18 protein-coding genes are annotated in these 16,439 nt (G+C 66.9%); 7 read left to right on the top strand and 11 right to left on the bottom strand.

Translation table 11 applies throughout. The features are described 5' to 3' along the window. The first annotated feature begins 264 nt into the window (after window positions 1–264). The 4 genes from ispH to Q8S38_RS02490 all read left to right on the top strand — a co-directional run bounded on the left by ispH (window position 265) and on the right by Q8S38_RS02490 (window position 3,156). Entirely contained in the window at window positions 265–1,230 is a 966-nt protein-coding gene (gene ispH / locus Q8S38_RS02475; RefSeq protein ID WP_305678827.1) for a 4-hydroxy-3-methylbut-2-enyl diphosphate reductase, read from the top strand. A 24-nt stretch (window positions 1,231–1,254) separates the two neighbouring features. Next, window positions 1,255–2,220, top strand: coding sequence for a homoserine kinase (locus tag Q8S38_RS02480; protein WP_305678828.1), 966 nt, complete (start codon window positions 1,255–1,257; stop codon window positions 2,218–2,220). An 11-nt stretch (window positions 2,221–2,231) separates the two neighbouring features. Next, the gene (gene rnhA, locus Q8S38_RS02485; protein ID WP_305678829.1) at window positions 2,232–2,678 is read left to right on the top strand and encodes a ribonuclease HI; all 447 of its coding nucleotides are present in this window, start codon (window positions 2,232–2,234) and stop codon (window positions 2,676–2,678) included. Between the two features lie 124 nt (window positions 2,679–2,802). Further along, entirely contained in the window at window positions 2,803–3,156 is a 354-nt protein-coding gene (locus Q8S38_RS02490) for a hypothetical protein (RefSeq protein ID WP_305678830.1), read from the top strand. Window positions 3,157–3,206: 50 nt separating this feature from the next. Here Q8S38_RS02490 and Q8S38_RS02495 read toward each other — a convergent pair whose 3' ends face one another. Further along, window positions 3,207–4,205, bottom strand: coding sequence for a sensor histidine kinase (locus tag Q8S38_RS02495; RefSeq protein ID WP_305678831.1), 999 nt, complete (start codon window positions 4,203–4,205; stop codon window positions 3,207–3,209). A 131-nt stretch (window positions 4,206–4,336) separates the two neighbouring features. On the opposite strand from Q8S38_RS02495, the gene Q8S38_RS02500 reads away from it, so the two are divergent. Then, window positions 4,337–4,723: a response regulator gene (locus tag Q8S38_RS02500; RefSeq protein WP_305678832.1), complete on the top strand. Its 387-nt coding sequence runs from the start codon at window positions 4,337–4,339 to the stop codon at window positions 4,721–4,723. A gap of 45 nt (window positions 4,724–4,768) precedes the next feature. On the opposite strand, the gene Q8S38_RS02505 is transcribed toward Q8S38_RS02500, so the two are convergent. From Q8S38_RS02505 to Q8S38_RS02515, 3 genes are all read right to left on the bottom strand, one after another. Then, on the bottom strand, window positions 4,769–5,845 hold the full coding sequence (locus Q8S38_RS02505) for a sensor histidine kinase (protein WP_305678833.1): 1,077 nt from the start codon (window positions 5,843–5,845) through the stop codon (window positions 4,769–4,771). Window positions 5,846–6,000: 155 nt separating this feature from the next. Then, entirely contained in the window at window positions 6,001–6,495 is a 495-nt protein-coding gene (locus Q8S38_RS02510; RefSeq protein ID WP_305678834.1) for a YqhA family protein, read from the bottom strand. 106 nt (window positions 6,496–6,601) lie between these two features. After that, on the bottom strand, window positions 6,602–7,051 hold the full coding sequence (locus Q8S38_RS02515) for a GNAT family N-acetyltransferase (protein WP_305678835.1): 450 nt from the start codon (window positions 7,049–7,051) through the stop codon (window positions 6,602–6,604). 230 nt (window positions 7,052–7,281) lie between these two features. Here Q8S38_RS02515 and Q8S38_RS02520 point away from each other — a divergent pair, with 230 nt between their 5' ends. Continuing rightward, window positions 7,282–7,782, top strand: a complete 501-nt coding sequence (locus tag Q8S38_RS02520; protein WP_305678836.1) for a hypothetical protein — start codon at window positions 7,282–7,284, stop codon at window positions 7,780–7,782. A 578-nt stretch (window positions 7,783–8,360) separates the two neighbouring features. On the opposite strand, the gene Q8S38_RS02525 is transcribed toward Q8S38_RS02520, so the two are convergent. Next, complete coding sequence (locus Q8S38_RS02525; protein ID WP_305678837.1) at window positions 8,361–8,846, bottom strand: peroxiredoxin; 486 nt, start codon at window positions 8,844–8,846, stop codon at window positions 8,361–8,363. 49 nt (window positions 8,847–8,895) lie between these two features. Further along, window positions 8,896–9,747 carry a protein-disulfide reductase DsbD domain-containing protein gene (locus tag Q8S38_RS02530; protein WP_305678838.1) on the bottom strand — a complete coding sequence of 284 codons (852 nt, stop codon included), beginning with the start codon at window positions 9,745–9,747 and terminating at the stop codon, window positions 8,896–8,898. Between the two features lie 204 nt (window positions 9,748–9,951). Between Q8S38_RS02530 and Q8S38_RS02535 the strand changes: the two genes are divergently transcribed. Then, window positions 9,952–10,563, top strand: a complete 612-nt coding sequence (locus tag Q8S38_RS02535) for a YqgE/AlgH family protein (RefSeq protein ID WP_305678839.1) — start codon at window positions 9,952–9,954, stop codon at window positions 10,561–10,563. 13 nt (window positions 10,564–10,576) lie between these two features. On the opposite strand, the gene Q8S38_RS02540 is transcribed toward Q8S38_RS02535, so the two are convergent. The 5 genes from Q8S38_RS02540 to Q8S38_RS02560 form a co-directional block, all read right to left on the bottom strand. Then, the gene (locus Q8S38_RS02540; RefSeq protein WP_305678840.1) at window positions 10,577–11,167 is read right to left on the bottom strand and encodes a Fic/DOC family protein; all 591 of its coding nucleotides are present in this window, start codon (window positions 11,165–11,167) and stop codon (window positions 10,577–10,579) included. After that, window positions 11,164–11,385, bottom strand: a complete 222-nt coding sequence (locus Q8S38_RS02545; RefSeq protein WP_305678841.1) for a hypothetical protein — start codon at window positions 11,383–11,385, stop codon at window positions 11,164–11,166. The genes Q8S38_RS02540 and Q8S38_RS02545 overlap by 4 nt, the downstream gene beginning before the upstream one ends. Before the next feature lie 56 nt (window positions 11,386–11,441). Next, the gene (locus Q8S38_RS02550; RefSeq protein ID WP_371125816.1) at window positions 11,442–14,384 is read right to left on the bottom strand and encodes an EAL domain-containing protein; all 2,943 of its coding nucleotides are present in this window, start codon (window positions 14,382–14,384) and stop codon (window positions 11,442–11,444) included. 89 nt (window positions 14,385–14,473) lie between these two features. Further along, the gene (locus tag Q8S38_RS02555) at window positions 14,474–15,073 is read right to left on the bottom strand and encodes a GNAT family N-acetyltransferase (protein ID WP_305678842.1); all 600 of its coding nucleotides are present in this window, start codon (window positions 15,071–15,073) and stop codon (window positions 14,474–14,476) included. A gap of 5 nt (window positions 15,074–15,078) precedes the next feature. Beyond that, a complete protein-coding gene (locus Q8S38_RS02560; RefSeq protein ID WP_305678843.1) occupies window positions 15,079–16,416 on the bottom strand; it encodes a M16 family metallopeptidase in 1,338 nt (445 codons plus the stop codon). Window positions 16,417–16,439 lie beyond the last annotated feature (23 nt).

Below are 16,439 nucleotides of genomic sequence, written 5' to 3' on the forward strand. Positions count from 1 at the left end.
AGCCGGTCTGCGCCGACTATCGGCGCCATCGGCAGGAAACTGGGGCGGGACATCTCGGCCATGCAGGCGTCATCCGGATCGATCGAGGAGGTCGCGGCGCAGGCGCAGCCGCCATCGCCCCTGTCTAGGCTCGTCCGTGCGCGCAGGCGAGAGGCGATCTGCCGCTGGCGCCAGCCGCCGCCATGCGGGCAGCTCCGCGCCGGGCTTTCTTGACATCGTCCGCGCCACGCCGAAAGAAGACGCCACGCCCACCGGATCGTTTTCGTGACCAAGCCGCCGCTCGACATCCTGCTCTGCGCGCCGCGTGGCTTCTGCGCCGGCGTCGTGCGCGCGATCGACGCCGTCGAGAAGGCGCTGACGCTGCATGGCGCGCCGGTCTATGTCCGCCACGAGATCGTTCACAACAAATACGTGGTCGAATCGCTGAAGCGGAAGGGCGCGGTCTTCGTCTCCGAACTGTCGCAGGTGCCCGATGCGACGCGGCCGGTGATCTTCTCCGCGCATGGCGTGGCGAAATCCGTGCCCGCCGAGGCGCAGGCGCGCAATCTCTTCGCCATCGACGCGACCTGCCCGTTGGTGACGAAAGTCCATCGCGAGGCCGAGGTCCACCACAAGCGCGGGCGCCATATCCTGCTCGTCGGCCATGCCGGCCATCCCGAGGTGGTCGGCACCATGGGGCAGCTCCCGCCGGGGGCGATCACGCTGATCGAGACGCTCGAGGATGTCGCGGCGCTGGAGCCGCCCGCCGGCGCGCCGCTCGCCTTCGTCACGCAGACGACGCTCTCGGTGGACGACACGCGCGGCATCGTCGAGGCGCTGCAGGCGCGCTTTCCCGCGCTGATCGCGCCGCACAAGGAAGACATCTGCTACGCCACCACCAACCGCCAGGAGGCGGTGAAGCGCGTCGCCCCGCTGGTCGAGGCGCTGATCGTCGTCGGTTCGCCGAACTCCTCGAATTCCCAGCGCCTGCGCGAGGTTGCCGAGCGCGCCGGCTGCCCGGTGGCGCGCCTCGTGCTGCGCACCGACGAGATCGACTGGGCCGCCTTCGGCGCCATCCGCACGCTCGGCATCACGGCCGGCGCCAGCGCGCCCGAGGTTCTGGTCGAGGAAATCATCGACGCGTTCGCGCAGCGCTACGAGGTCCGCGTCGAGACGGTCTCGACTGCCGACGAGAACGTCTTCTTCCCGCTGCCGCGCGCCCTGCGCGACGCTCCGGCCGCGGCCGAGTGAGCGGCTCCTTCAGAAAGCGATCCCTTGGCCGTCTATACCGAAGTTCCCGATGACGAACTGGCCGCTTTCGTGGCGCGCTACGGCATCGGCGACCTGCTCGCCGTGAAGGGCATCGCCGAGGGCGTCTCCAACTCGAATTTCCTCCTGCACACGACGCAGGCCTTCTTCATCCTGACGCTCTATGAGGAGCGCGTCGATGCCGCCGACCTGCCGTTCTTCATCGGTTTGATGGAGCATCTGGCCGATCGCGGTCTGATCTGCCCGCAGCCGGTGCGGATGCGCGACGGGCAGGCCGTCGGCCGGCTGGCGGGCCGCCCGGCGGCGATCGTGACGTTCCTGGACGGCATGTCGGTGCGCCGGCCCAACGCCGCCCATTGCGCCGAGGTCGGGCGCGGGCTTGCCTTGCTTCACCAGGCGGGGGCGGATTTCCCGATGGCGCGCGCCAATGCACTGGCCGTGGCCGACTGGCGACCGCTGGCGGAGCAGGCCGGCGCGGCGGCCGACACGGTCTCGCCCGGCCTGTCGCGCCGCATCGCCGCCGAGATCGACGCACATGAGCGGCACTGGCCGCAGGACCTGCCGCGCGGCGTCATCCATGCCGATCTCTTCCCCAACAACGTCTTCTTCATCAAGGACCGGCTGTCGGGCCTGATCGACTTCTACTTTGCCTGCACCGACGCCTTCGCCTACGATCTGGCGATCTGCCTGAATTCCTGGTGCTTCGAGGCGGATTCCTCCTTCAATCTGACCAAGGGCCAGGCGATGCTCGCCGGCTACGAGAGCGTGCGCCCGCTGACTCAAGCCGAGATCGAGGCCCTGCCGCAGCTCTGCCGCGGCTCGGCGCTGCGCTTCCTGCTGACGCGCCTGGTCGACTGGCTCAACGTCCCGCCAGGCGCGCTGGTGCGACCGCTCGACCCGCTCGAATACGACCGCAAGCTCGTCTTCCACCAGCGCGTCGCCGACGCGCGCGACTACGGGCTGAGACGATGAGCGGTGCGACCATGACTGACGCTGTGGAAGTCTGGACGGACGGCGCCTGCTCCGGAAACCCCGGCCCCGGCGGCTGGGGTGCGATCCTTTCCTACAAGGGCACGCAGAAGGAGCTGTCGGGCGGCGAGGCGATGACCACCAACAACCGCATGGAGCTGATGGGCGCGATCGCGGCGCTGGAATCGCTGACGCGGCCCTGCACCGTCGCGCTCCACACCGACAGCCAGTATCTGCGCCAGGGCATCACCGCCTGGATCTTCGGCTGGAAGAAGAACGGCTGGAAGACCGCCGACCGCAAGCCGGTCAAGAACGAGGAACTCTGGAAGCGCCTCGACGCCGCGCTCAAGCAGCACAAGATCGAGTGGAAATGGGTCAAGGGCCATGCCGGCGACCCCATGAACGAGCGCGCCGACGAACTGGCCCGCGCCGGCATGGCCCCGTTCAAGCCGGGGCGGTGACGATCGCGGCCTGAGCACCGGGGCCGGACCCGCGCCCCATCCCTTCATTCGAATGGGGGATGTGCCGGCGGTGCTGCTACGCGACCCTGATCCGCTCCAGGTCGGGCGGCATGGAAAGCACGCGATGAAGCACCTCTGCGTCCTGGCTCTGGCTCTCGCGGCCCCGCTGCCGGCCGTCGCGGAAGCCTTGTTCGTCTCCTGCGACAATGGACGACGCTGCGCACGCGCGCCCTGCCCGTCGCGGGACGTCGTCCTGTTGCCGTCGGGCAAGCGCTATGCGCTGACCGCCCCCCGCCTCGAGGATGTCTCGCCGGCCGATCTCCGACGGCTGGAGCAGGGGCATGGACTCTATGAGGGAACGATCGTCCTCGGCGGCATCGTCGAGGACGGGCCTCCGGTTCGGATCGTCGCCAGGCTGGTGGTCCGCGCCGCGACGGCACGGGAGGCGGCGCTGTGTCGCCGGAAGGCGTCGCGCTGACGTCCGATCGCGCCGCCGCGTTCGCGAAGAGGTCTTGCGTCGAAGCGGCCTCAGACCGCCAGCCGGTTGACGTCGATTCGCAGCGTGATGACGGCGCCGTCCTCGCTCCAGTCGCGCGTGACGCTGCCATTGAGTTGGGACTGCATGCTGCGCATCAGCATCTTGCTGCCATAGCCGCTGGTCTCCGGCGGGGCGGTGATGCGCGGACCGCCATGCTCCGTCCAGACGAGGACGAGTTCCTCGCCATCGACGACGCAGGCGACGTCCAGCGTGCCGGACGCCGCCGACAGCGCCCCGTACTTCACCGAGTTGGTCGCCAGTTCGTGCAGCACCATGGCCAGCGACGTCGCGCCGCTCTCGCCGACCGACATGCGCGGCACCGAGACGCGGATGCGCCCGCTGAACGCGGCATCGTCGTTGTAGGGCGCCAGCAGGATGGTCAGCATGTCGCCCAGCAGCGCGCCGTTCTCCTTGCGCCCCGGCACCGGCCGGACGAGATCATGCGCCCGCCCCAGCGCCGAAAGCCGGCTGATCAGCTCGCCGGCCATATGCCCGGCCGAGGTGGCGGAGCGGGAGCTGATCGAGGTCAGGGCGGTGGCCATGCTCAGCAGGTTCTTGACCCTGTGGCTCATCTCGCCGGCGAGCAGTTCGTTGGCCTCCTCGGCCTGCTTGCGGCCGGTGACGTCGAGGAAGACGCCATACATGACGCGACCCTCGATGTCGGCGTCGTCGCCCTGGCCCCGCGCCGAGATCCATTTGACCACGTCGCCGATCATGATCCGGAAATCGATTTCATAGGGCCCGACGATGGCGCGCGTCGCGGCGAAGGCTTCGCGCACCCGGTCGCGATCGGCGGGATGGATCTTGGCCGAGAGCTCCTCGAACACCACGATCGGTGCGGGCGGCAGATCCCACATGTCGAAGCCGTGGCCGTCCATCGTGAACGCGTCGCTGTCGACGTTCCACGACCACAGTGCGATTCCGGCGGCATCGATCGCCAGCCGGAGATGTCGGGGCGACCAGCGGGGCGGCTCGACGAGCGGCGCCATTTTATCGAGTGCTTTCAATGAAGAAACCGCCAGGGCCGTATACGACAACGATGTATTACCATTATCGCGCTAAAATGCGTGAACTATATCGGTATCTGCCGGTTATGCTTTCCTAACGAGAGTTGTCGCAAATGCCTGAAATTGTCGTTCTGATCGTGGATGACGAGCCCCTCATCAGGATGGACCTGGCCGACATGGTCAGGGACGCCGGCTATGCCGCGCTGGAAGCAGCCGATGCCGACGAGGCGATCAAGCTGCTCGAAACGCATCCGGCCATCCGCATCCTCGTCACCGATATCGAAATGCCGGGGTCGATGGACGGCCTTAAACTCGCCGCGGCCGTGCGCGAGCGCTGGCCGCCGGTGGCGATCATCGTGACCTCCGGTCGCATCCTTCCGGCCACCGCCGAACTGCCGACCGCCACGGCCTTCCTTGGCAAGCCCTACAACAGCGCGAGCATGGCGGCTGCCCTCGGCAAGGCTGCCGAGACGGTCCGGCGCGCCGACGACGCCGCGTGATAGCCCTCTGACGGGCGCCGCGCCGCGCGGTGCGAAACCCGCCCGTCAGATATAGGCGATGCCGTCCGTCTGCAGCATCTTGCGCTCGGCGGCGACGCCGAGCCCGTGGCGCAGCGTCACGACAGTGCCCGGCTGGGCGTCGGTGAAGCTGATCTCGGCGTCGAGCTGTTGGGCAATCGCCTTGACGATGCTCGTGCCGAGCCCGCCCTTCGTGTCTGCGGCGGTCGAAGGCATCCCGATGCCGTCATCGCTGACATTCAGCGCCCATTCGGTCTCGCCGGCGCGATAGGTCACCTTGATCTTGCCGCCCTGGCCATCGGGATAGGCATGCTTGAGGGAGTTGATCACGAGCTCCGTGACGATGAGTCCGAGGCTGATCGACATGTCGGCATCGACGGTGCTGTCGTCGATCTCGGTCTCGAGCATCAGCAGCGTGTGATCGGGGATCATCGAGGCCGCGATGCTGCGGCAGAGATTGGTCAGGTAACCCCGCAGAGGCACCCGCCCGAGTTGCGACGTCGCCAGCTGCTGCTGCAGCGAGGCGATCGACATCACCCGGCTATGGGCATCCTGCAGATGGCCCCGGGTTTCCTCCGACTGAACCTTGCGTGCGCTCTGCATCAGGATGCTGGCGATGATCTGCAGGCTGTTGGCGACGCGGTGCTGCAACTCCTGGAGCAGGATCGCCTTTTCGCGAAGCAGGTCGTCTTTCTGCTTTTCGCTGCGGCGGGCGTCGGTGACGTCGGTGACCGACAGCAGGATCTGGGCCTCCCCCGCCCCGGTATAGGCGAGCTTGTGAGCGTTGATGATCAGGCGCCGCGGATCGTTCGCGCCGCGTTGCAGGGTCATCTCATAGCCTTCCACCTCGGCGAAGCCCGAAGCCGTGGCTCTCAGAAGCCCGTCAAGCTGCGGCACTTTCCACTCGCCGGCCCCGATCATACCCATCTGCTGCCCGACGATACGGGCCGGATCGAGCTGAAAGGCGCGGCAGAAGGAGCGGCTGGCGACGACGACGGAGAGCTCCTGATCGAGGAGCAGGAGCGGAGCGTCGGATGTCGAAATGACCGCAAGGGCCAGCCCGAGGGCCAGTTCGGGCGGGGCCACGGTCGATGAGGGGGCCATGAATGGCCTTTATGACTGCCGTGAGCCTTCGGAGTGAAAGCGGAAACCACAGGTGTCACTGCGGATGTGGGCCGTCTCGACGGACGGACCTTCTCCTCGTTCGATCACTCTAGCACAACTGTGGGTGCAGCGCGGCACAATCGCACGGCAGGCCCTCAGGGCGAAGGGTGGCCATGCCCGGTCGCGGCCGCGCCATGCGGCATCAGTCTCAGCGCGCCCGCGATGATCAGGACCGCCGCCGGCAGCACCAGGTAACTCGCGTCGAGCGGGGTCTCGACGCTGGCCATGTCGGTCGCGAAATCGACGATCAGAAACACCAGGATCGCCTGGCAGAAGGTGCTCTTGAGCTCTCCCATCTCGCTCGGCTTGATCCAGCCCGGCAGGCTGTGCGTGGCGAACACGCTCTCGTTGAGCACGAAGGAGGCCAGCACCTTCGTGCCGAGCAGCATGAGGATGATCGCAAACAGGCATTCGTCGACCGTCTTCATGATCAGCGACACCGCGCTCTTGGCATGGTCCTGCGCGAGCATGGCGCGGGCGGCTGCGACGACATTCGCTCCGGCTTCACCGAGCAGGACGAGCGCGCCGCTCATCATGCCCAGGGCCGCCAGGGCGATGATCGCCCGAATGGCAAGGCTCGCTGCACGCATTGTTTCGTCTCCCCCGTCAGCGCCTCACGTCCCTGCGGGGACCGGAACGGGATAGGGATCGAGGCGCGGCCCGTCCATGGCTTTCGCGCACCGCGCTCTCGGACTGTCAGCCCAGCGGCTGGCGATAGACGATGAAGCCGGACTTGTCGGCGACCTTGTCGTAGAGCGCCTGCGCCTGCGCGTTGCTCTCATGCGTCTGCCAGTAGACACGAAAGCACCCCTTGGCCTGCGCCATCTGCCTGCCCGCCTCGATCAGCGCCCGTCCCGCGCCGGTGCCGCGCGCTTCGGGCGCGGTGAACAGATCCTGCAGGTAGCAGATGTCCTTCGTGTTCCAGGTGGTGCGGTGGATCACCCAATGCACGAGGCCGATCAAAGCGCCCTCGCGCTCGGCCACGAAGCCGCCCATCGGCTCGGCACCGCCGGTCAGCCGCGCAAAGGTGGCATCGCTGATGTCGGACGCAATCGAGGCTTTGTAAAAAGTCAGGTAGCCCTGCCAGAGCGGGTCCCAGGCGGCGCGGTCATCGGTGGTGAGCGGGCGGATGGTGAGGGCGGTCATGGCTTAGCTCCGGCAATGATCCCCAACGCTAAGGCGGGCCGCGCCGGCTGTCTCATGACGAAGCGAGATCGGATCGATCAGCGGTGGGAGAGGGGTGCGGGTGGGGCGAGCTTCTGCTTCCGACCCGTTGCGGACATGTTTTGAACAGCGCCGCTTGATGCGACGAACCCAACTTGTCGCTAGATGTGATATCGATCGAGCCAGCGAGACAGCCCTACAGCATTTCTCATATGACGAACTCATCCTATCGCGTGTTTGGCACGCTGTTATGTTCATTACTGGCTGCGCTATCGCTCTATTGCGCCTCGCGGTTAGATTGGCTTGCTATCCCGCTCGCCCTATTCGCCATTTTATCAGCAATATCGGTTGGTCGTTACGCCGCTTTTGCCTTGATTATCGTGGCCGCTTTCGTGCTGGTCGGATATTTTTCGAATGCGTTTTACTTCATCGATTTTGCGGCTTCACAGGTACGCGGGTTAGATGCGGCCAAGCTCGCCGGCAGTCATTCGATGAAAGGGCGCTATATTTTGAATAGCGGCTTCCTCGACGTTTCGCGGCATATTGCGGTGATTGAAGGCGATGCTGCAGACCTCGATGCCTTTCAACGCCAATCGTCGCTATATCTGACCGATCTAAGCCGAGGAGCCTGCAGAAACACAATCGTCCGGGTCACACAGCGTGCCACGGTCGTCGACTCGTCCTGTCAAGATGGTGCAGAGCGCAAGAATTAAATGTCAGCTCCCGACCCATAGCGGACGGGATGTACGGCCCTCAGCAGTCACGTTGCCGCATAGATGGCGGGATGTAGAAGCTCGATGCGATGATAGGCGTGATCGCGGACGATGGATCATCTAACGGTCCGGCGCATGCCATTATCACGCCCGTCCTTCCAATTTGAGGAATCTGAGGGCATGAGCCTTGACGTTTTATCTTCAAAACAGAAGCATCAGAATTGCCACGAACTATGGATACAATTCGTGCTTCAAACGCGAACTCAGCATTCTTTTCGAAAATGCTGACTACCATGACTTCAGCTATAAAATTACCTCTCAAGTATGAGGCGCTGCTGTGGAGATAGCCTGACGCTACCCTGCATGCGCTCGCTGGGGTCGAGACGGCGGCTGATGCTACAGCTAAGATGATCACATAAAGGATTCTTGCGAACGCCATACGCACTCCACCTGTGTTTTGCCTGCTTCTGACCCATAGCCGACGGACGCGCCCCTCAGACGGATCACCCCCTCCCACACAGCAAAAAGCCCGCGCCACCCTTGCAGACGACGCGGGCTCGATGAGGGAACGCCTGCGCTCAGAGCTGCTTGAGCAGCGCCTCGGCGCCGGAGATCTCGGCCTTGCCCGGGCCTTCCTCGATGTTGAGCGCGGTGACGACACCGTCGTCGACGATCATCGAATAACGCTGCGAGCGGGTGCCCAGGCCGAAGCCCGAACCGTCGAGCGAGAGGCCGATCTCCTTGGCGAAATCGGCATTGCCGTCAGACAGGAATTCGATCACGCCGGCAGCGCCGGTGGCCTTGGCCCAGGCGTCCATGACGAAGACGTCGTTGGTGCTGGTCACCATGATCGCGTCGACGCCCTTGGCCGTGATCTCGGCGGCCTTCTCGATATAGCCGGGCAGGTGGTTCTTGTGGCAGGTCGGCGTGAAAGCGCCGGGAACCGCGAAGAGCACGACCTTCTTGCCCTTGAACAGATCGTCCGTGGTCTTGGCCGCCGGGCCGTCGGCCGTCATCAGCCGGAAGGTCGCCTGCGGAAGCTTGTCGCCCACCTTGATGGTCATCGTGCCTGTTCTCCGTGAAGCCTGCGGCCAGCGCCGCAAGGCTGACGAATTAGGGCTTGGCGGCTGGTATGTCGAGGTCGAGCCGGGTCTCGATCGCCGATGGCTTGCCGCGCACCGTGATGATGAAAGGGACGGGGCCCGCGCTGCCCTTGGGCCGATCGACGATGCGCAGCAGCGCCACCGTCGTGCCGTCCGGCTGGGCGCTCAAGGTCGGCTTGCCGAAGGACCACATCCCGGCCCCCTCGATGAAGACGTCCTCGACCTTGCCCTCTGGCGGGGCCTGCAGCAGGAGGCGCAGGCCGGGCTCGATCGCGCCCTCGTCGAGCTTGGCTTCCAGAATCGCGAGCTTGCTCTTGCTGGCGCCCAGCTTGACCGGCGCCGGCACGCGCGCCTCGAAGCTCTCCAGGCGCGGCGAGGTCACGGAGGTGACCCCCGGCTCCAGCCAGAGGCGCGCCTCGCCCTTCACGGGAATACAGATCTTTTCGCAGACGGCGAAGTCGAGCTTCAGCACCAGCATGACCGGCTTGGCCGGGTCGGCGGGCTGGACGGAGACCGGGATCACCACTTCGCCGACATAGCCCAGCGAGTGGCCATTGCCGTCCTCGAATCGCTCGGGCGCCGGCCAGCGCACGTCTAGGCCGCCGATATTGGTCGATCCGCTCCAGTCGAACACCGGCGGCACGCCGAAATCGCCGGGGCTGCGCCAATAGGTCTTGTAGCCCGGTGCCATCACGATCTCGACGCCGACCCGCTGCTTGCCCGAGGCCGCGGTGGCGCCCGCGATCAGCCGCAGCGATGCGTGGTCGCCCTTCGACCACGGCGACATCGCCGCCTCCTGCGCCTGCACGGGAGCGGCCAGGACGACGGCGACGAGCGCCAGAAGGGTCAGAATACGTTTCACGCCCGATATTTAAGGGCTGCGGTTGGAAAATGCGACCGAAACCCGCGCGCCCGGCCGAACAATCGCGTGATCGCCCCGTCGCCGCTGCGTCCGGTCGCGCTTGCGCCTGCGGACCGGCCTGGCCTTGCGGCACAGTGCCCGCCGATGATTTTCAGCGCGGCCACCCTGTTTCCAGCGCGAGGGAAAGTGATCTAGCATGATGTCATGAAGATCGGCTCCCACCAGCGACTCAGCGGCCGCAGCTACCTCGACGGGCAGTGCCTGATCGCGATGCCCGGCATGGCCGACACGCGCTTCAGCCGCAGCGTCGTCTATGTCTGCGCCCATTCCGAGGATGGGGCGATGGGCATCATCGTCAACAAACCGGCTGCCGATACGCGCTTTCCCGATCTCCTGGTCCAGCTCGACGTCATCCCCTCCGACGAGCTGATTCGGCTGCCGAGCCAGGCGGAAAAGCTCCAGGTGCTGCGCGGCGGCCCGGTCGAGACCAAGCGCGGCTTCGTCCTCCACACCGCCGATTTCTTCCTGGAATCGGCGACGCTGCCGATCGATGACGGCATCTGCCTGACCGCGACGCTCGACATCCTCAGGGCCATCGCCATCGGCAGCGGGCCCGAAAGCGCGGTGCTGGCGCTGGGCTATGCCGGCTGGGGCGCCGGCCAGCTCGAATCCGAGATCCAGGCCAATGGCTGGCTGCACTGCGCCGCCGACCCCGCTTTGCTCTTCGACGACGGCATCGACACGAAATACACCCGCGCGCTCGGCAAGATCGGGATCGACCCGGCGTTCCTGTCGAGCGAAGCCGGACACGCCTGAGGCGATTGGCCGTCTACGGCCTCCGCCGATCGGGTTCGGACAGCAGAGCCGCGTGGATGCAGTCGGCAAACGGCCCGTAGCGCCCGGCATGCGCGGCCTTCGACGCCTCCATCCAGCTCTCGCGGGCGATGCGGGTCAGGTCGATCGGGTGTCCGGCCTGTCGCGCCAGAGCCTCGAGGTAGAGCGCCTGCGTGCGCCCATTCCCTTCGCGAAAGGGATGGACATAGTTGAGGTCGCCGATGAACTCGCCGGCCTTGTCGGCGAAGGCGCGCGCCGAGAGGTTGCGAAGGTAGCCGGCCGCGACGATGCGCCGGTGAACATCGGCCATCCCGGTGGTGATGTACTGGCGGAACTGGAACTGGTTGCCGCCCTTGGCGATCTCCACGGTGCGAAGCTCGCCGGCCCAGTCGTAGACATCCTGGAACAGGTGGCGGTGGATCGCGCGGAGGTGAGCGAGATCGAAGGTGCCGGAGGGGATGCCGTCCTCGATTCGCTGGACGACCGAGCGTCTTTCGTAACGATCGAGCTCGATGGGGTCGGTCAGACCAAGCTTGTTCTTTAGGACCCTGTAGTCGGGCGGATAGCAGTAAACGGGGTCGCTCATTCTGCCGCGACTGCGGACTGCGCTTTCACCGCTTGATCGCGGATATAGGCCCGCCGCCTGTCCGGCGACCAGCCTTCGCGCTCGAACATCTCAAACATCTCGATATCGGCGGCATCGAGCGGATTGTCCTCGATCGCCTGCAGATGCATAGCGACCCGCCGCCGCTCGCGTGCGCGTTCGGCGTCCGCCTCTGCCAATCGATCCGGCGCGTGATCCATGGCTCGCACCTTACCAGATGGGCCCTCTGAGAGCCACCGGCTTCATCACCGCGCGCTTACGCCGCCTCGCTGGCACTCGCAGCCGCCGCGCCCATCAGTCGGCGCGCTTCGGCGGCGCTCATCGGCTGGCCGAAGATGTAGCCCTGCGCGTACTGGCAGCCGAGCTGGTAGAGCTCGATCGCATCCGACTCCGTCTCGGCGCCTTCCGCCACCACATCCATACGCAGATCGGCGGCGAGCTGGACGATCGAGCGCAGGATCACCGGCGGCTTGCCGTTGCCCATCTGGCGCACGAAGCTCTGGTCGACCTTGATCGTGTCGAACGGAAAGCGCTGCAGATAGGACAGCGAGGAATAGCCGGTGCCGAAATCGTCGAGCGAAAGCCCCGCGCCGAGATCGCGGATGCGCGAGAGCATCTGCGCGGCATATTCCGGGTTCTCCATCACCAGGCTCTCGGTGATCTCGAGCTTGAGCGTGCCGGGCAGGATGCGCCGCCGCGCCAGCACGGTCTTCACGTCATGCAGCAGATCGTGGCGCAGCAGCTGCCGGCTGGAGACGTTGACGCTGGCGAAGATCGGCGGGTCGACGTCGAGCGCCGCCTGCCAGGCCTCGAGCTCGCGCGCGGTCCGGTCCATCACATAGACGCCGAGATCGACGATCAGCCCGGTTTCCTCGGCGATGGCGAGGAAGTCCTGCGGCATCAGCCGGCCCTCGCGCGGATGGTCCCAGCGCACCAGCGCCTCGAACCCGGCGATGGTGCGGTCCTCCAGCCGGACGATCGGCTGGTACATCACCTGGATCTCGCCGCGCTCGATGGCCCGGCGCAGATCGCTCTCCAGCGCCAGCCGGTCGTTGCGGTCGGTCCGCATCGCCGGCACGAAGACCTCGATCTTGTTGCCGCCCTGGCGCTTGGCATGGCCCATCGCGAGTTCGGCGTTCTTGAGCGCATCGTCCTTGCGGGCGGCGGGCGCGGGGTCGAACAGGGCGAGCCCCACCGAGGGCGTCAGCAGGATTTCGCGCTCGGCGAAGGTGATCGGCGTCGAGACGGCGCGGCGCACCAGTTCCGCCAGCGCCAGGATGCGCTCGGGGTCGCGCTCGGAGACCAGGATCATCGCGAAGATGTCGCCGCCGATGCGCGCCAGCGTGTCCTGCGCCCGCAGCAGACGGCCGAGCCGCCGCGCCAGCGTCAGCAGGATCGAATCGCCCGCCGAGAAGCCGACCGATTCGTTGACTTGCTTGAAGCGGTCGATGTCGATCACCAGCACGGTCGGGCGGATGTTCTCATCGGCGCTGGTGAAGCCGAACACCGCCGTCAGCCGGTCCTGGAACAGCTTGCGGTTGGGCAGGCCGGTCAAATTGTCGTGGACGGCGTCGTGCAGCATCCGCTCCTGGGCGGTGCGCTGCTCGGTGACGTCGGCGAGCGTGCCGATGACGCGGATGACCTCGCCGTCCGAGCCGATCACCGGCCGCGCCTTGAGGTTGAACCAGTGGTAGTTGCCGCCGGCCGCGCGCAGGCGCAGGTCGAGATTGAGCTTGCCGCGGCGCTGCTCCAGCACGGCGTCGAGCGAGACGCGGTAGCGGTCGCGATCGGCGACATGCATGTGCTCGAACCAGCGCGAGGCCGAACCTTCGAGCGAGCCGCGCGGCAGCCCCAGCAGCGTCTCGATCTGCGGCGAGACGAAGATCTTGTCGGCGCTGACGTCCCAGTCGAAGACGAGGTCGCCCGAGCCCGACAGCGCCAGCGCCCGCCGCTCGGTGTCGGAGACCAGCCCCTGCGACAGGCCGCTGCCGGCAAAGGCATGCTGGATCACGGTGAAGCCGATCAGCAGAACGATCAGCACGAGCCCGCCGAGCAGGGCAGGCGCGACCAGATCGCGCTGGAACTGGCCGGTGACGGTGAAGCCGGCCGCGGTCACCCAGACCGCGAGCAGGAACCAGGTCGGGATCAGCATCACCGCGCGCTCGTAGCCATGCGTCGCCAGATGCAGGATCAGCACGAAGCCGACCGCCGCCACGGCCGCGATCGATATCCGCGCAATGCCCGACGCCATCGGCGCATCGAACACCGCCAGCCCGACGAGAGCGCCGAGCCCCAGCATCCAGACGATGGTGACGTGGCTGTAGCGCACATGCCAGCGCGCCAGATTGAGATAGGCGAACAGGAAGACCAAAAGCGTTGCCGCCAGCACCACCTCGGCACCGGCGCGATAGATCCGCTCGATCGCCGGCGTGAGGGGGAAGATGCGCTGGAAGAAGCCGAAATCGAGGCCGGCATAGGCGAGCACCGCCCAGGCCAGCGCCGCGGCCGCGGGAAAGATCACCGCGCCCTTGACCACGAAGATGATCGTCAAGAACAGCGCCAGCAGCCCGGCGATGCCGATGATGATGCCCTTGTAGAGCGTCAGCCCGTTTGTTTTCTGGCGATAGGCCTCCTGCTCGTAGAGATAGAGCTGCGGCAGGTTGGCGGATTTCAGCTCGGCGACGAAGGTCACCGTCGTGCCGGGGTCGAGCGTGATCAGGAAGACGTCGGCGTCGGGGCTCGCCTCGCGATCGGGCGAAAGGCCCTGGCTCGCGGTCACGGCTTCGATCCGGCTGTCGCCGAGATCGGGCCAGATCACGCCCGAGCCGATCAGCCGGTGAAACGGCGCGACCAGAAGCCGGTCGATTTGCTCGTCGGAATCATTGGTCAGCGCGAACACGATCCAGTCCGGACGCGCGCCTGATTCGCGCGCCCGCACCGCGATGCGGCGCACGATCCCGTCGGGCCCCGGCGCGGTCGAGATCTGGATGACGTCGCCGTCGGATTTGTTGCGTTCGACGACATTGGTCAGGTCGAGCACGGCGGCATCGACGGGCACGCGCACGGCCTCGACGGCGGCTGCGGGCCCGGCTGCCGTGAGGACGAGCCAGAGCACGAGCCCGACAAGGCTGAGGCCGAACCGGCACACTCGGTCGGGGAGGGTCAAGCTGCGCTCGGGTCTGTGGCGGGGAACGGTCATGCGGTCTTCGGCGTCAGTCCTATCGGCGGCTCGTGGCAAGGGCAAGGCATCGGCGGAGGGGCATGGCCGGCCCTGCACCGACGAATCCGTCACCGCGCCTCGCCCGGCAGCCTGTCGCTCGCCAGCGCCGCGTAAAGCAGGTGGTCGGCCCAGGCGCCGTTGATGCGCAGATAGGACCGGGCCAGCCCCTCCCGCTGGAAGCCGACGCGCTCGAGCAGGCGGCGCGAAGGCTCGTTTTCGGGCAGGCAGGCGGCCTCGACGCGGTGCAGCGCCAGATCCTGGAAGGCGAAGCGCAAAGCCCCGCGCACGGCCTCGCTCATATGTCCCTTGCCGGCATGGCGCGCGCCCATCCAGTAGCCGAGCGTGCAGGCCTGGGCGACGCCGCGCCGGACGAGCCCGAGCGTCAGCCCACCCAGCAGCGTCTCGCTGTGTCCGTCGAGGATGAACAGCGAATAGGCCTCGTCGGACGCGATCTCGCGGGCGGCGCGCTTGACCCGTAGCCGAAACGAGGTCCGCGTCAGGTCGTCCTCGTTCCAGACCGGCTCCCAAGGCGTCAGGAAGGCGCGGCTTTCGGTTCGCAGCACGGCCCAGGCGGCATAATCGCTGGCGGCCGGCGCACGCAGGATCAGGTTGGGCGTGCGGATCAGCGGTCGAGACGGTGGGTCGGTCGCGAAGCGGAAGAGCGCCATCCCCGTCAGTCCGTCGCCCGGGCCGCGTGCTTGAGCCGCTGGGCCGGCGGCAAGCCCTGCAGGGGGCCCACCGCCGCGATCGTCGGCTGGTGGCCGAGCAGCGAGCGCCCGGCGGCCCGCACATCCTCCAGCGTCACGGCGTCGAGCCGCGCCGCCAGCTCCTCACGCGGAATCGCGCGTCCAAACAGCAGCACCTGGCGGGCCATCTGCTCAAGCTTGCCGCCGGGGCTCTCCAGCGATGCCAGCAGGCCGAGCTTCATCTGGGCCCGCGCGCGCGCCACCTCGGCCTCGGTGGTGTCTTCCGCGGCCTGCCGCAGGCAGGCGAGCGCGACCTCGATCAACTCGCCGACATCCTCCGGCGCCGTGCCGGCGCCGATGCCGAAGACGCCGCAATCCGAGAAGGGCCAGTGGAAGGCATCGACCGCATAGGCGAGCCCGCGCTTTTCGCGCACCTCCTGGAACAGCCGCGACGACAACCCGCCGCCCAGCACCGAGGAGAAGATCTGCAGCGGGTAATGCGCGCCGTCCTTGAAGGCCTGGCCGGGGAAGCCGAGCACCAGATGGACCTGCTCCTCGTCGCTGCCGATCCGGGCTTCGCCGCCGCGATAGTGCCCGTCCTCGCGAGCCGGCAGGGTGGCGGGGCTGGGCGGCAGGGCGGAGAGGTGCTCTTGCGCCAGCGCCACCAGCTCCTCGTGATCGACGGCGCCGGAGGCCGCCAGCACCATGTTGCCGGCATGGTAGTTGCGGGCGAGATAGCCGCGGATCGCGTCGGGCGTGAAGCCCTTGACCGTCTTGGCGGTGCCCAGGATCGGTCGGCCCAGCGGCTGGTCGGGGAAGGCCGCCTGCAGGAAGCGGTCATAGACGAGATCGTCGGGCGTATCCTGGACGGCGCCGATCTCCTGCAGGATGACGCCCTTCTCGCGCTTCAGCTCCTCTTCGGTGAGAGAGGAGGCGGTCAGGATGTCCGCGAGGATGTCGACCGCGAGCGGCAGGTCGGAGCCGAGCACGCGGGCGGTGTAGCAGGTGTATTCGACCGATGTCGCGGCGTTGAGATCGCCGCCGACGCTTTCGATCTCCTCGGCGATCTGGAGGGCGCTGCGCCGGGCCGTGCCTTTGAAGGCCATATGCTCGAGCAAATGCGCCAGCCCATGCTCATGAGGCAGCTCGTCACGCGAGCCCGAGCCGATCCAGATGCCCAGCGAAACCGTCGCCGCATGCGCCATGCGCTGCGAGACGACGCGCAGGCCAGACGGAAGCGTGGTCAGTCCGACATCGGGATCATGCGCGCCGCGCACGCCGGTCGCCGCGACCTCGGCCGCCTCGGCGGGCCCCGTTGCGCTCATCTCAGCCTGTATCTCCACAATCG

This window comes from Allobosea sp., assembly GCF_030695125.1.
Lineage (GTDB): Bacteria > Pseudomonadota > Alphaproteobacteria > Rhizobiales > Beijerinckiaceae > Allobosea.

What these genes read in the sequence shown, in the direction of transcription:
- rnhA (WP_305678829.1), top strand. Translation starts at nt 2,232, where the DNA reads ATGACTGACGCTGTGGAAGTCTGGACGGACGGCGCCTGCTCCGGAAAC.
- Q8S38_RS02490 (WP_305678830.1), top strand. Translation starts at nt 2,803, where the DNA reads ATGAAGCACCTCTGCGTCCTGGCTCTGGCTCTCGCGGCCCCGCTGCCG.
- Q8S38_RS02495 (WP_305678831.1), bottom strand. Translation starts at nt 4,205, where the DNA reads ATGGCGCCGCTCGTCGAGCCGCCCCGCTGGTCGCCCCGACATCTCCGG.
- Q8S38_RS02500 (WP_305678832.1), top strand. Translation starts at nt 4,337, where the DNA reads ATGCCTGAAATTGTCGTTCTGATCGTGGATGACGAGCCCCTCATCAGG.
- Q8S38_RS02505 (WP_305678833.1), bottom strand. Translation starts at nt 5,845, where the DNA reads ATGGCCCCCTCATCGACCGTGGCCCCGCCCGAACTGGCCCTCGGGCTG.
- Q8S38_RS02510 (WP_305678834.1), bottom strand. Translation starts at nt 6,495, where the DNA reads ATGCGTGCAGCGAGCCTTGCCATTCGGGCGATCATCGCCCTGGCGGCC.
- Q8S38_RS02515 (WP_305678835.1), bottom strand. Translation starts at nt 7,051, where the DNA reads ATGACCGCCCTCACCATCCGCCCGCTCACCACCGATGACCGCGCCGCC.
- Q8S38_RS02520 (WP_305678836.1), top strand. Translation starts at nt 7,282, where the DNA reads ATGACGAACTCATCCTATCGCGTGTTTGGCACGCTGTTATGTTCATTA.
- Q8S38_RS02525 (WP_305678837.1), bottom strand. Translation starts at nt 8,846, where the DNA reads ATGACCATCAAGGTGGGCGACAAGCTTCCGCAGGCGACCTTCCGGCTG.
- Q8S38_RS02535 (WP_305678839.1), top strand. Translation starts at nt 9,952, where the DNA reads ATGAAGATCGGCTCCCACCAGCGACTCAGCGGCCGCAGCTACCTCGAC.
- Q8S38_RS02540 (WP_305678840.1), bottom strand. Translation starts at nt 11,167, where the DNA reads ATGAGCGACCCCGTTTACTGCTATCCGCCCGACTACAGGGTCCTAAAG.
- Q8S38_RS02545 (WP_305678841.1), bottom strand. Translation starts at nt 11,385, where the DNA reads ATGGATCACGCGCCGGATCGATTGGCAGAGGCGGACGCCGAACGCGCA.
- Q8S38_RS02550 (WP_371125816.1), bottom strand. Translation starts at nt 14,384, where the DNA reads ATGACCGTTCCCCGCCACAGACCCGAGCGCAGCTTGACCCTCCCCGAC.
- Q8S38_RS02555 (WP_305678842.1), bottom strand. Translation starts at nt 15,073, where the DNA reads ATGGCGCTCTTCCGCTTCGCGACCGACCCACCGTCTCGACCGCTGATC.
- Q8S38_RS02560 (WP_305678843.1), bottom strand. Translation starts at nt 16,416, where the DNA reads ATGAGCGCAACGGGGCCCGCCGAGGCGGCCGAGGTCGCGGCGACCGGC.